The organism is Brucella oryzae, assembly GCF_041929965.1.
GTDB classification, from domain to species: Bacteria; Pseudomonadota; Alphaproteobacteria; order Rhizobiales; family Rhizobiaceae; genus Brucella; species Brucella oryzae.
In genome coordinates, this window is record NZ_JBHEEO010000018.1 from 30,866 (window position 1) to 44,257 (window position 13,392).

A 13,392-nucleotide genomic window follows, 5' to 3' on the forward strand; every position below is an offset into this window, starting at 1 on the left:
GCATCGCGGCGCAAAGCGGCCTTGAAGGGGTCAGCCGCCGGTTCAGACCGCAGCAAACCCGCCGGGAAGACCGGCACGGGGTCGTTTCCATGAATTGGCTCGCGCGAGGAAGTGCGACAGATCAATCCGCTTCGCCGGCATCACGGCCGGACAGTCGCCGCAGGCCCTACCCGGATATTGCCCCGTTACCCGCACAGCCCGCCACACGGTTTCGGACAGGGCTGCCCTCCTGATCGCAGGTCGGGGCTCACGAAACCGCGCATGGAGACGCGCTGCGAAGGATCAGGCCGCGGAGGACCGCCATATCCAGCTCCGGATCGACCTCCGAGAACCCGTGCCGGCGACGGAAGGCGGCGATCGCCGCATCCTGGCGGGCGAGCTTGCGCGACAGACCATCGACCTCGCGGTGACGGGAAAAGTTCAGCTCCGATAGCGTGGCCCGGTAGAGCTGCTCGTCGGCATGGCTCCATGTCGACCTGGACTTCCGGTAATCGCGTGATCTGGCGCGGAAGGTGGTCATCAGGCGCTCCGCGCGCGCCGCAATCTGCCGCTCGATCAGCCCGAGATGGGCATGCGTCTCCCGGCGGGCAGCTTCCATGCGCGCCATTATGGCGATGTGCTCTGCAATCGTCATGAGGCGGCCTCCCGCAATCGTTTAGGTGTGGACGTGAGGGATCGCGGCCAGGCCTCGGGATACCAGTGCCGGATGGTCTCTTCGGCGCAACGTTTCTCGAAATCGGTGAAAAGATCGGGAAAGGCCTGCGCAACGGCCGCCCAGCAGCAATCCTCCTCGTAGAAGCCGTCGGCGCTTCTCAGAAGGGGATGGATGTGGGCATTGCGGTCGGGGTCGAGATGGAACCCGCCATGGCTCGGGGTCGAATGGCAGACGACGCCTTCGGCATAGTGCGTGGCATGATCCGAGAGCCCCCATGGGGTTGCTTGCCGAGCCGGGATGCTGCGGCGGGCCAGTCTACGCAATTGTGCCTGATGTCGGGCGTTCTCCTCGACACGGGCGCGGAACGCCGCTTTGCCGTCGAGCTGCCCGCCGTGACCATAGAAGCTGGACTGTTTCCATTCGGAGATGGGCAGAGGCAGCTTCCATGCATGGCCGAGATAGCGTCCGCCATTGTAGGCAGGGATCATCGCAAAAGCGTTCTCCCCAACCAGTGCCGCGAAGAGGCCATCGCTCGTTCGCCCGTAATACACCTCCGGGAATCCGGAGGTGTTGTCGATCGTTGCCTCGGTTTGAGCAGTCGCGTTCATGCCGCCCTCCCCTCGACGGCGTCGGCCGCCGCGGTATCGGCCGATACGTCCTCGAGCACCGCGTTAGGATACCGATGAGATTGCAGCCAGGTCTCCGCGTCCTGCCGGTTGGCGGCGAGATAGACGAGTTCGGCACCCTCGCCGGCGCGATCGAAGACCTGGACCGAGCCCGGTGCGGGTCGGGAGATCACCACGAACTTCGAGCCGCAATCGACCGAAAAGCTCTTGTGGACGCGCAGGACGATGACACCGCCGCTGCCATAATCGCCTTCATGCAGCGTGAAATGCGCGGGCGACGAATACTGCCCGGTCTGCCGGGCTGGCGTCTTGCGGATCAGGCGGCCGCCGCTATTGGCGCTCTCCCATGCCGAGAGTTTCTTGCGATGACGCTCGGGCGGGCGCGGTGTGCCGTCGGAGTAGCGGATGATGGAACCGAGCGGCACGAGATCGTAGATCAATTGAGCGGACATATTGTTTCTCCAGTGGTGCTGTTGATGAAAACAGAACCGCCGCCGGCGCGATTGCCGGCGGCGGGGTGGGTTGGGAGGAAGTGGATTGGCGGCCTATTCGGCGGCGACGCGCCAGGCTTCAGTTTCTTCGACGGTGTGGCCGTCATCGACCGGATGCTCGTTTGCCGTCGCCCCGGTCTGATCACCGTCGAGCTCATCGACTTCCCGCGCGGTGTCGTCGTCAGCCTCGTCCGGCGCGGCGTACCGGGCCGTCCAGCTCGTCAGCTCGGCGACGTCGGGCGCGAACAGGGCCGAGGGATGGACGAAGTGGCCTTCCTTGAAGTGCTCGACGAGGGCTGCGCGCGTGTCCTTGACGCGGGCACGCGGCAGGACTGGCGTGTCCTTGCAGGACGCCTCCAGCGCCGGCCGCGACAGGCACGACATGAACTCGTCCGTGCCCATGTTCGGCAGGAAGCCGTCGGCGCCGACGGTATCGCCGGCGACCCGAGCGACGATGCCGCTGTTGGTCCTGTTCTCCCGGCATGAGAGGACGTCGATCAGGACCTTACGCGCGACCTGGTTGAGCGTCTCACGATCGTATACGGGCCTGCCGTCTTCCCCGAAAAGAAGGGCTGCATGACGCTCCAGCCGCGCGTGGCCGTAGACCGTGCCCGAGGAACCGGAATCGACGGAGACGTTCCTGCCCGCGAAGGCGAGAACGAGCAGCGCCATCAGCATGTCCTCCTCGATTGGCGCGCGGGCGAGCGCCTCGTGCAGCGCATCGGTGCGGAAGTCCCCGATCATCTCGATCCCCTTGCGCGTCACGTCCGGACGGGCCTTGGGAGCGACCAGCCCCGTGTCTGTACCTGCGGCGTCGGTTGCATCACCCTTGCCCTTCGGCTTCTTTGCCTCGGGCATGCGATAGGCGACCGTCTGCACCTTGCCCTCGCGGTCGAGATACATCGCGGTATGATCGGACTTGCCGGCCTTGCCATAAACTCGCTCGGCCTTCGGTGGCAGCTTGGCGTCGCCCCATTGGCCCGCGTCGACGATGACGCCGCGCTTGGGAAGGTTGTTGGCCATCCATTCCTGCTGGGCGCCAAGATAGGCGTCGACGTCGGTCGTATAACGGCTGTCCTCGTCTGCCGGGGCGAACAGATCCTCGACCCAGGCGATTCCGTAGGCATGTGCCAGATCATCCCCGAAACTGGCATGTTTTGCGAACATGCGGGTCTTGGTCAGACCCTGCGCGACAGCCCACCATGAGACCTGCGGGTCGGCCTTGGATGGCTTGTGCTTCTTCCAGATCTCTTTCTGATCCTCGAGTGCGGCGGAAGCGATGGTGCGAAGCTGGCGCTCATCGGGCATGTCGCCCTTGGCCATCTGATCGAGCATTGATGGCAGGACGTTCGCCAGAAGCCGCAGCTTCTTGATCTGGCGAACCGGCAATGCCAGCGCGATGGCGATCGCCTCCTCGGTCCAGTTGAGCGCAACCAGGCGCTCGATCGCCCGCCACTGGTCGACGGGATTGAGCTGCTCATGGGCGAGCGTCTCGGCCAGCGATCGCATGGCGCCACCGTCCTCCGCGCGCTCGATCACCAGCACGGCGATTTCCTCGAGGCCCGCCGCGATTGCCTGCTTCACGCGACGATGCCCGGCATCGATGACAAAGCCGTTGCCGCCTTCGGTCTCGGGGGCGACGACAGGCGGCTGCACGATGCCGACAACCTTGATCGTGGCCAGCAACAGGGCGTCCGCCTGCGGGCTCGATTTGGAGCGCCGCGCCTTGTCGGGATTCTCCTTGAGCGCGCGCGGATCGACAAACTTCAGTTCCATTGGGATGCTCCGTTTCGGGTTGCGGACACCGCCGATCGCGGGTCCTTCTCCGTCTTCTTTTCTGAAGACATCCCCCGGCCCGCGGAGCGGACGGGCCGGTGCAACTGCCTGTCGAGCATCCCTGCCCGGCAAGCCAAGCGGGGCTAATCAGCCCTGCGAAGGACGACGCGGCCGGGATCGCGAGCCAGGCGGTTGAGCGCAGGCGTCAGCGGTGCGGCCGATCCGCGAGGAGGGTTTCTTTCCCTCCCTATTTTGCCAATTGGTTGCGGCTGCTTGCTGATCGTCTCGCAAGAACCGAGAATGTCGCCGTTCCTGTCGCTTTCTGGAATGAGCAGGACGCTAGAAGCGATCATCAGATCCCTGGAACGGAACGGCTGCTTTAGCGAATTTCCGCGGCTACGATCGCAAGCCATTTGGCTAGGAGGACACATGGGCGTACCGGACAGATTTGCCATCGAATATCCGCAACGCGCATTACAATTGATCGAATTGCTGGAAGAACCTGCGCGCAAGCACGATTTGCTCGGCTCGTTCGGTCTGCTGGCGGCAGCGGCGATCCTTACAATTCCCTACGAACGTATGCGGGCATCGCATGTCCTGGTTGATGGAGAGCGCGACGTCGATCTGGTGAAAAGCCTCAAGACGCTCGAAAAAACCAAATTCTTTGAGGCGCCGTTCTGGCAGTCTGCGCCGGACGTAGGAGCATGGCGGCAATCGCGCATCGTCAATTCCGTTGATGAAGTGCATGGCTGGCACGATCAGGAAGGAAGGCATCCACTTTCCGATGATGCGAACACCATCGAGAATCGCAAGGCCGGCGAGGTTCTTCGCGTGCTTCGCAACGCCTTGGCGCACGGCAATATCATCTATCTCGACAAGAACGGTCAGGAGATTGCTGGAAACCGGATGGTCTATATGGCCTTCCTGTCCCGTTACGAGGAAACACCTGAACAACGCGAGCAGGCTGAAACCTATCGCGTTCTGGTGACGACTGAGGAAGCCTTCCTCCATTTCGCAAAATCATGGGCGAACTGGGTTTGCGGTCTCGACCTCGACCCGCGCGTGGCGAAGGCAGCATGAACGGCGACCAAAGAAGGTCGCCGTTCTTTTCGGATCACGGGCGACCGCTCTTGTTCCGGGTCGCATCGACCAACTTGTAGGTCTGGCCGGACTTCGGCGTCGGCGGCATCGGCTCGCCGCGCGTAACGGTGCGCTCTTTGCCGGTGTCTCCACCACGGGGCCCGAGAATCCCGTATTGTCCAGAACGCGGGGCAGCATGCCCCGGCTTGAAAGTCTTTGTCATGATTGCCTTTCCGGAGCGCGCCTGATGCGAGCCCACATCCAACAAAATATCAGTACTTGACTTCAGGATCAAGTAGGAGAAAATAGGTCCCAGTTTCTAGCAACCCCGGAGGTCAATGTGGCCGCGTCAGCATCACCCCTTCTAAAGGCGACTCCTGTTCCCTCGTCGTCGTTCCTGCACGATCACGACGAGGTTTGCCCGCTGTGTGAACAGCAGATCCCGCACGACCAGATGGATGAGATTAAAGCGCGGATCGAGACGCGGCAGAAGAAAACTGCGGAGGAACTCTCGGCTCGCCTTCAGGAGCAGTTTTCCCGCGAGAAGGCCGATGCCGTTGACAAGGCCAACAAGGACGGCGCCGCCAAAGCCGTCCTCGCCCGCGAAGAGGGCCGCAAGGCCGCCGAGGCCGCAGCCCAGGAGGCGATCGCGGCGACGGTACTCGCAAGCAAAGAGGCTCAGGATCTCCTGTTGAGCCGCGTGACGCAAGCGGAGGCCGAAAAGCAGAATGCCGAACAGATGCGGGTCGCTCTCGAGGAGCGGCTTGCCCAGCAACAGCAGGAGCGCGGCGCCGCTATCGAGGCGGTCCGGCAGGAGGCCCTTGCGAAGCAGGACAGTATTCGGGCAGAGGCCAAGGTCGCCGCTGAAGCGGCGGCCAACGAGCGGGTCGCGTCTGCGGAGGCCGCCAGGCTGAAGGCTGAAGAGGCCGGGACGAGCCTCAAGGCACAGCTCGACACCATTACAGCTGAAACGGAAGCGAAGATCACGGCGCTGACAGAGTCCGCAGCGGCGCGCGAGATCGAAATCCGTTCGGAAGCTTCTGAGGCTGCCGCTGTGGCCGCCCAAAGCAGGCTCACTGAGCTTGAAGAGGCGAGGAAGAACGCGGAAGCCAAAGCGGCTACGGTCGAGAAGCAGCTCGCCGATCATCAAGCCCTGCTGGATCAGCGCCTCCAAGAACAGCGCGAGGCGCTCGAGCTCGCTCAGACTGCGGCCGTCAATGCCGAGAAGGCTCTCGCGTTTGAGGAAAAGCTCAAGCTGTCCGCGAAGGTGGCGGAGCTGACTCGGGCTCTCGACAAGAAGACCAACGAGGAGCTTGGCGAGGGCGCCGAGGTCGATCTGTTCGAAGCTCTGAAGGCTGAGTTCGAGGGCGACAGGATCGACCGCGTCAACAAAGGGCAGCCCGGTGCCGACATTATCCATGTCGTCATTCACAACGGCAAGGAGTGCGGCACCATCATCTACGACTCGAAGAACCATGGCGCATGGCGCAACGACTTCGTCAGCAAGCTTGCAACCGACCAAATGGCAGCCAAGGCGGAACATGCCATTCTTTCGACGAGCAAGTTTCCCGCCGGCGCGCGGCAGCTGCACCATCAGGATGGCGTTCTGCTAGCCAATCCTGCCCGCGTTGTCGCTCTGGTTCAGCTGATCCGCCACCACATCGTGCAGACCCATATTCTGCGCATGAGCGGTGAGGAGAAGACCCAGAAGACGGCTGCGCTCTATGACTTCATTACCTCGGAGCGCTGTACCGATCTGATTGCCCGGATCGACACTCACACGGACGACCTGCTCGACATCCAGGTAAAGGAAAAGAAGGCGCACGAATCTGTCTGGAAGCGTCAGGGCGAGCTCATTCGGTCGGTGCAGAAAGTGCGCGCTGAGCTGAGTAATGAGATCGATACGATCATCGGCACGGCGGGGGTGTGGGAGCAGGATAATGAATAACCCCGTCCCGATGGCGGGTCGCGAACGCGACAACGTCGTTAACCTCCAGGAGCGCCGGCTCGATCGTACCGTTCTTCGGACGTACCGCACGAAGGCTGACATCGACTCCATCCTTCCCAATGACAAGCAGCCGAGGCTCGGGCCTAAGGTTGACGAAGAACTGCAACGGCAGATCGAAGCCAATGGCGGTTTGTTCGAGCCACTACTCGTCGAACCCCATCCCGATTTCCCCGGAAAGTTTCGCATCATCGATGGCGATCGCCGGTGGACGAATTCGCGGGCCTTGGTAGAACAGGGGAAAGAAGAATTCCGCCAGCTTCCCATCGAGGTTACCGACCGCACACTGAGTGACGAGGATCGGCTTCGCGCGTGGATCTATATCCATCGGCAGCGCAAGGAATGGGACGCCAAAGAGAAGGAAATGGTGGCCTACCGCCTTGTCGACCTGATGGGACGCGCCAGCGCCGCGAACATACTCGGAATCACCGTTCGGGAACTGGACAAACTGGTCGATATTTTCGAGCTGTCGGAGAAGTTCACCAGCCTTCGCGACCCAAGCGCCGCCATCACCTGGGCGCGTGAGATGATGGGCGTCAGCAAGAAGCTGTTCACTCCCAGCATCGTCGACGCCGTCGTCAAGAAGGTGAACGACAAGCGCATAACCAACTCCAAGGACCTGCGCAAACTACGATCGATCCTCCCCGATCCGGTGGCACGCGCGCATTTCCTCAGCGACGCGGGGGATCTCGATTCTGCAATGTTGCGTCTGGGACCCACCGAGAAGAAGCCAAAGGGCGGATTGTCCGGGGATCTGGAGGCCGCGGTTGAAGCGATGAAGGGGGTACCCTGGACCACGTTGCAGGATCTCAAGGGCGACCCCGACATCCTGAAAAAGATCGATGACGCCGAGGCGCTCCTTCGATCATTGCGCAAGGCGCTTTCGTGAGTCCCGATCAATCTGCAACACGCGTTACGCGGCGCCTATAGGAGGTCCGATGATCATCGGCAACGTACTGTTTCTCGAAGAGTCGCTCGACCGGTACCTGCGCGCACAGGAGGGCGCAGTCGGCAACCACGTCCGCCAGAAAGTCAGCAGGGTGGACTTGATCAAGTCTGACGCGGAGATCGTGCACGCCCTTTTGCCCGAGGCTCGTGTCGCCCCGCTAAAGGTGGACTTCGACAATCCACAAAAGGACGCGCAGGAGGCACGCGTGCGGGTCCACGACATGTTTGACGGGATGGTGGAGATCGACGGAGTTCGTGCAACTCGTAGCTTCGCGTTCTCCGGCGACCCTGGCCTGTTTAGGTTGCGGACCAATCCATACTCAACCACCCTGCCTCATGGCGAAATCAGCAACCGGCGGGTCATTATCGGCATGTCAGGTCGGAACGACGCCGAGACGTTGAAGCGGGAGATCGATCGCCAGGAGCAGCTCTTGCGCGAATATGTGGAAACCTCGACAAAGCAGATCGAGGCGTACAACGACAAGCTTGGGGCGCTGCTTGGCGAAGCCGTCGCCAGCAGGCGCCAGCAGCTTGCCAGCCTCGAAGATCTCAAGAACCGCATTTAGGTTTAGGGCGGGAAAGCGGGTTTCCATTCATGCCGCCTGGCGGGTCGCATGATCAGCCGCCCCTACCACAACGCCGGGACCGTCATCCGTGCTGGCGGCGAGATCGGCTTCGAGATCGGCCAACTGCTCCCGCTTCAGTTCAAGCTCGGCCTCGAAGGCGAAAGTTTCGCCAATACGTGGCTGATAGGAGGCTACACGCCGGCGGGCATCCTCCAGCCGACAGCGATAATTATCCTGCTCGCCCTCGAAGTTCGACAGAGCATGCTCGAGGCGAGCAATCGCGCCGAGCGGCGTGACCGTGACGGCAAGGTCGATCTCGTAGTCGGCGCCGGAGCGCATCAGCACCGTGGTGTAGCGATACCCGTCCCGGCCGAAGCGCTCGCCTGAGAACTCCAGGTCGAAGCCGCCAATCGCGGCTATGACGACCTCGCCCTCTTGGCTGAGCTGAACAAGGGTGAGGATCTCCTTCATCAAGGCGCGGCCGGCGAGCTTGCGTTCGGTGAAGGAGGTTCCGGTGACGGTCATTGTGAAGGCATCGCCAGCGGTCGACACCAGACGCGCGATGTCCGTTCCGATTTCGGCGATGCGCCGGCTCGAAAGCTCGATCTCGCGCTCCGCGTCGCGGACCTGGCGGCGGATGGCGTGCTGGTCGTCGATATGGGCGGCATGGAGCCGGTCGAGACGGGCGATCTCGGCCTCAAGCCCTGCCTTTTGCATCAGGCGCTGATCGCCCGATGCGATGGCCTTGGCCATGGCGAACTGGTTGGCCTGCCCCTCGCCCATATCCTCGAGGCGGCGAATGGACGTGTCGCCCGATAGAGCCGCCGCGATGAACCGGGCCTTGCGCTCATTGTTCTGCCACATGGTGGCGTCGAGTGAACCGAGCGTCGCATAGGCATAGAGTCCGATTTCGTCGTGCTGATTGCCCTGGCGGATGATGCGGCCTTCGCGCTGCTCGATCTGGGAGGGGAGCCAGGGAACGTCGAGATGGTGCAGCGCCTTCAGCCGCGCCTGCACATTGACGCCGGTGCCCATGGTTTCGGACGACCCGATCAGGATGCGGACCTTGCCGGCATTGAACTCGTTGAACAGCCGCTGCTTGGCCTCCGACTTCTTGAAGTCCTGCATGAAGGCGATTTCCGACGGCGGCACACCGAGGCGGACGAGCTCGTCGCGGATCCAGCGATAGGCCGAGAAGCCGCGGGAGGCTTCGACATTGATGGTGCCGAGATCGGAGAAGATGAGCTGGCCGGCGCCGGACTTGTCGAAGGGCTTGCCGTCCTTGCGGACATATTCGTTCTCGGCCGTCTCCTGCCAGATGCGGAAGGTGTTTCGGACAAGCGCGTTGAGCTTGTTGTCATCCTCATTGTCCATGGCCGGCATGACCAGGCGCAGGTCGATCGCGGCATGGCGGCCATCGGTGATGACCGAGAGCAGGATATCGTCGCCGGGCTGCGCCGGACCCTCGCGCTCTTCGATGGCCTTGATACGATCATCGAGGTGACGCTGATAGGCCTTGAAGGCAGTGGTCGGCTCCGCCGTGATGATCTGCCGCTTGCCGCCGGCGATCTCCGGAACTTTCACATATTTCCGCAGGTCGGCGGGCTGCACCACGTCCGCGAAGGACCGGAACATGGCGATCAGCTCGGGGACGTTGACGAACTGGGCAAAGCGCGTGACCGGCTTGTATTTGCCGGACGGCTGCAGCTCGAGTTCCGTCGAGGTGTCGCCGAAGGTGGACGCCCAGGCGTCGAACTCGTGCAGTCCGCGCGCTGCGAGAGCAGCATTGTCCATCAGCCGCTGCACGGTGAACATTTCGCCGAGCGTGTTGGTAATCGGCGTGCCGGAAGCGAGCACGAGCGTCCTGCCCGGATTTCTCGTCTCGACGAATCGGGATTTCACGTAGAGGTCCCAGGCCCGCTGCGAGCCGCTGGGATCGACGCCCTTCAGCGTCGACATGTTGGTGGCGAAGCTGAGCTTCCTGAACTCCTGCGCCTCATCGACGATGATCTGGTCGATGCCGATCTCGGAGATGGTGAGCAGATCGTCCTTGCGGCTCGACAGCGCCTCCAGCCGCTCCTTGTGCCCCTCCTTCATGCGCTCGATGCGCTTTCGGGAAAGCCGGTCCTCGCGGTCGACCTTGGTCAGCAACTCCTCGTAAGCCTCGAGCTCGTCCTGAATCATTTGCTGCTCGAAAGCCGAGGGAATCGAAATGAAGCGGAACGCCGAATGGGTGATGATGATCGCGTCCCAATTTGCGGTTGCCGCCCGCGACAGAAAGCGATGGCGCTTCTCCTTGACGAAATTGGTCTCGTCGGCGACCAGAATCCGGGCATTTGGATAGAGCGCCAGAAACTCGCGGGCCGCCTGCGCCAGGCAGTGGCCGGGAACGACCAGCATGGCTTTGTTGATCAGCCCGAGGCGGCGTTGCTCCATGATCGCCGCCGCGATCGAGAGCGTTTTGCCGGCGCCAACGGCGTGGGCGACATAGGTCGAGCCAGCCGAGATGATGCGCCAGATCGCCCGTTTCTGGTGCCCATAAAGAGAAAAGGCGCCGGAGGCGCCTGGAAGCAGGAGATGGTCGCCGTTGAATTTTCGCGGCGCGATGTTGTTGAAGGTGTCGTTGTAGAGCCGCGCCAATCGGTCAGTGCGATCCGGATCGCTCCAGATCCATTTCTGGAACGCCGTCTTGATCTTCTGCAGCTTTTCCTTGGCCGCTTCGGTCTCGACGGTATTGAGGACGCGCCGTTCGGTGTCGCCGTCCTTCACCGTGTCGAAGATCTGCGGGATGGAGGAATTGAGCGCGTCGGACAGCAGCTGCCCGGCATCGCGACGATGCGTGCCCCATTCGGTCGTGCCGGCGGCGCTCCAGCCGAGTTGGCGCGCACTGACCGTCCAGCATGCAAGTTCGGGCGTGTGATGGATGCTGATGTCGGCATCCATCGTCTGTTTGACAAATGTGACAATGTCGGTCGCCGGAATCCAGGGTGCGCCGAGGCGGGCGGTGATGTCGGAGGGCCTGAGATCGGCGGGCTGGACGCCCTTGAGCGCTTCGACATTGCGGGCAAAGGCTGGATCGAGCGCAGCGGCGGCCTCGGCGGCAGCGAGCTTGGAGCGAACGGCGCCGGAGAGATACGCATCGGCGGTTTGCCAGGAACCGGACGTCGGATCCCGGAAGATCGCCTGCCCCAACTCGTCAACGACATCGGCGACATCGCGATGCAGCAATTCCGCGATGTGATCGGCGTCGACATGGCCACGTTCGTTGAGCACGACGGCGAGGGCATCGGCGGCCGACGTGATGATCGGCGGCGGCGGCGGCGCGATGACGCGCTCGGTGAAGATCGGGCCGGACCGGGCGGTATTGGTCTCGAGGTCGTAGTCCTCGATGGATGCTACCAGCCAGCAGTCGGGGTCGTCGAGGAAGGGCTGGAGATTGGGACGGCGATGCGTCTCCCGCACTTCGCCGGTTTCTGAGTCTTCGGTGGTCGAGACGGTGGTGAAGTTGATCGGCCCGAATTCACGCACGAAGTTCGACCAGGCAATGCGCAGCTTGACCTGCGCCGGCTTCCACTGCCGGTCGAATTCCTGGAGTTTCAGCACCTCGCGCACGGCGTCGCGGATCGGGATCAGCTTGCGAATGATGCGGGCCTGCTTGTCGGAGACGCCGTCCCCTCCCCGTCCCTTCCTGACGGTGATGGTCACGGCCTCGCCGTCGACCATTTGCATCAGGGCGGCGTTCTTGCCTATGAAATAGCTGCCTTCACGAGCGGTCGCGCCGTTCGGCATAGTCGCAGTTGATGCCGGGTCGTCGCCACTGTCGTCTACGTCGGGACCGCAGTCTTCCGGCTTGCCGTCATAGATGGCTTCTGGAAGCGCCTGGATCGCGGTCGCGAGCGCGGCGTCGAGATCGACGTCCGGGCGCGGTAGGCAGGTATAGGTCTCGTCGGTACCGTAGATGCCGCGCCGCAGCGCATGTTCGCCAAGAACCATATCGGGGTGCTCGGCGAACCAGCGATTGACCCGGATACCCCCGTCGTCCTCGCTCAGTGGTCGCACCTCCGCCAGATCGAGCCAGCCTTGATCGCCCGCCACCTCTCCGTCCTTGCGCTTGCGGAAGAAGAGGACGTCGACGATGACATCGGTTCCGGCATCGGCACGGAAGCTGCCCCCTGGCAAACGTATGGCGCCGACAAGATCGGCCGCAGCCGCGATCGTCCCGCGTGCACGGCCATCGGCCTTGTCCATGGTGCCGCTCGAGGTCACGAAGGCGGCCAGCCCGCCGGGCTTCAACGCCCGAACCGCCTTCACGATGAAATAGTCATGCAGGCGCAGGCCGAGCGCGCGCAACGCGCGGTCGCTGCGCACGGTGCGGTCGGAGAAGGGAGGATTGCCGATCGCCAGGTCGAAATGCGCCGGCAGATCGACCCGCGCGAAATCCTGATTGAGTATTTTGGCGCGCGGCTGCAGCAGACGGGCGATCCGGGAGGTAACCGGATCGATCTCGACGCCCGTGAGATGGGTGACGGGATGTAGCGCCGCCGGCATCAGCGCCGGAAACAGTCCGGTGCCGACACCGGGCTCGAGCACACGGCCGCCGCGAAAGCCGAGCCGCTGCAGGCCCGACCAGATGGCCCGGACGATATATTCGGGGGTGAAGTGCGCATACTGGGTGCAGCGGGCGAGCGACGCGTAGTCGCCGCCGTCGATCGCGTCCTCGAGGTCGGCGCCGATGTCCGCCCAGCCCTCGCGAAACTCAAGCTCGCCTGGGAGACGAAACACGCCGTTGGCGAGCTCGGAAGCGCCGAAGCCGGTGAACCGGATCAGCGCGGCCTGCTCGTCGACCGAGGCCGGACGCTGCTCATCGACGATCGAGGCGGCGAGCCGGATCGCCGCGATGTTGTCGCGGGCGCGCTCCCGCCAGGATTTGGCGAGACCGCGCGTGCCGGCGAGATGGAAGTTCTCGCCATTGGGCGCCCGGCGCAAGAGTTGAGCATCCGCCGTGGCGGGCACGGCAGGCGTGGGAGAATGCGGGGCCGGGTCGTCATCGTCCGGATCGTTGGCCGCACTGTCGGAAAAGGCGGTCACGCCAAGGCCGAGACCTGAGGAAAGTGCGGTATTGCCGAACAGGTCGAGCGTGAAGGGGTCGTCGTGGGACACGGGATATCTCCTGGGATTATGGCGAGCGCGATCACGCGACCCGCGTGTGCGGCCGCGCGAAACGCTGACGGGGTTGTGGGATGGG

General features: G+C 63.1%; 10 protein-coding genes. 4 read left to right on the forward strand and 6 right to left on the reverse strand.

What is annotated here, in order from left to right:
• Nucleotides 1–247: 247 nt before the first annotated feature.
• From JNC70_RS16895 to JNC70_RS16910, 4 genes are all read right to left on the reverse strand, one after another.
• Entirely contained in the window at nt 248–634 is a 387-nt protein-coding gene (locus tag JNC70_RS16895; protein WP_185910477.1) for a hypothetical protein, read from the reverse strand.
• The gene (locus JNC70_RS16900) at nt 631–1,263 is read right to left on the reverse strand and encodes a DUF7007 domain-containing protein (protein WP_154386593.1); all 633 of its coding nucleotides are present in this window, start codon (nt 1,261–1,263) and stop codon (nt 631–633) included. Before JNC70_RS16900 ends, JNC70_RS16895 begins: the two co-directional genes overlap by 4 nt.
• Nucleotides 1,260–1,733 carry a UCP036055 family protein gene (locus JNC70_RS16905; RefSeq protein ID WP_154386594.1) on the reverse strand — a complete coding sequence of 158 codons (474 nt, stop codon included), beginning with the start codon at nt 1,731–1,733 and terminating at the stop codon, nt 1,260–1,262. The genes JNC70_RS16900 and JNC70_RS16905 overlap by 4 nt, the downstream gene beginning before the upstream one ends.
• A gap of 93 nt (nt 1,734–1,826) precedes the next feature.
• Complete coding sequence (locus JNC70_RS16910; protein WP_154386595.1) at nt 1,827–3,548, reverse strand: ParB N-terminal domain-containing protein; 1,722 nt, start codon at nt 3,546–3,548, stop codon at nt 1,827–1,829.
• 429 nt (nt 3,549–3,977) lie between these two features.
• On the opposite strand from JNC70_RS16910, the gene JNC70_RS16915 reads away from it, so the two are divergent.
• Entirely contained in the window at nt 3,978–4,628 is a 651-nt protein-coding gene (locus JNC70_RS16915; RefSeq protein ID WP_154386596.1) for a HEPN family nuclease, read from the forward strand.
• A 34-nt stretch (nt 4,629–4,662) separates the two neighbouring features.
• Here JNC70_RS16915 and JNC70_RS16920 read toward each other — a convergent pair whose 3' ends face one another.
• Nucleotides 4,663–4,851: a hypothetical protein gene (locus JNC70_RS16920; RefSeq protein ID WP_154386597.1), complete on the reverse strand. Its 189-nt coding sequence runs from the start codon at nt 4,849–4,851 to the stop codon at nt 4,663–4,665.
• Between the two features lie 117 nt (nt 4,852–4,968).
• On the opposite strand from JNC70_RS16920, the gene JNC70_RS16925 reads away from it, so the two are divergent.
• The 3 genes from JNC70_RS16925 to JNC70_RS16935 are packed head-to-tail and all read left to right on the forward strand — an operon-like array spanning nt 4,969 to nt 8,147.
• On the forward strand, nt 4,969–6,576 hold the full coding sequence (locus JNC70_RS16925) for a DUF2130 domain-containing protein (RefSeq protein ID WP_154386598.1): 1,608 nt from the start codon (nt 4,969–4,971) through the stop codon (nt 6,574–6,576).
• On the forward strand, nt 6,569–7,522 hold the full coding sequence (locus JNC70_RS16930; RefSeq protein ID WP_185910476.1) for a ParB/RepB/Spo0J family partition protein: 954 nt from the start codon (nt 6,569–6,571) through the stop codon (nt 7,520–7,522). The genes JNC70_RS16925 and JNC70_RS16930 overlap by 8 nt, the downstream gene beginning before the upstream one ends.
• Before the next feature lie 49 nt (nt 7,523–7,571).
• On the forward strand, nt 7,572–8,147 hold the full coding sequence (locus JNC70_RS16935) for a hypothetical protein (protein ID WP_154386600.1): 576 nt from the start codon (nt 7,572–7,574) through the stop codon (nt 8,145–8,147).
• 27 nt (nt 8,148–8,174) lie between these two features.
• Here JNC70_RS16935 and JNC70_RS16940 read toward each other — a convergent pair whose 3' ends face one another.
• A complete protein-coding gene (locus tag JNC70_RS16940; protein WP_185910475.1) occupies nt 8,175–13,307 on the reverse strand; it encodes a helicase-like domain-containing protein in 5,133 nt (1,710 codons plus the stop codon).
• Nucleotides 13,308–13,392 lie beyond the last annotated feature (85 nt).

Excerpts from the sequence above, each read along its gene's own strand:
- JNC70_RS16915 (WP_154386596.1), top strand. The coding sequence starts at position 3,978 with ATGGGCGTACCGGACAGATTTGCCATCGAATATCCGCAACGCGCATTA.
- JNC70_RS16910 (WP_154386595.1), bottom strand. The coding sequence starts at position 3,548 with ATGGAACTGAAGTTTGTCGATCCGCGCGCGCTCAAGGAGAATCCCGAC.
- JNC70_RS16935 (WP_154386600.1), top strand. The coding sequence starts at position 7,572 with ATGATCATCGGCAACGTACTGTTTCTCGAAGAGTCGCTCGACCGGTAC.
- JNC70_RS16895 (WP_185910477.1), bottom strand. The coding sequence starts at position 634 with ATGACGATTGCAGAGCACATCGCCATAATGGCGCGCATGGAAGCTGCC.
- JNC70_RS16905 (WP_154386594.1), bottom strand. The coding sequence starts at position 1,733 with ATGTCCGCTCAATTGATCTACGATCTCGTGCCGCTCGGTTCCATCATC.
- JNC70_RS16930 (WP_185910476.1), top strand. The coding sequence starts at position 6,569 with ATGAATAACCCCGTCCCGATGGCGGGTCGCGAACGCGACAACGTCGTT.
- JNC70_RS16900 (WP_154386593.1), bottom strand. The coding sequence starts at position 1,263 with ATGAACGCGACTGCTCAAACCGAGGCAACGATCGACAACACCTCCGGA.
- JNC70_RS16920 (WP_154386597.1), bottom strand. The coding sequence starts at position 4,851 with ATGACAAAGACTTTCAAGCCGGGGCATGCTGCCCCGCGTTCTGGACAA.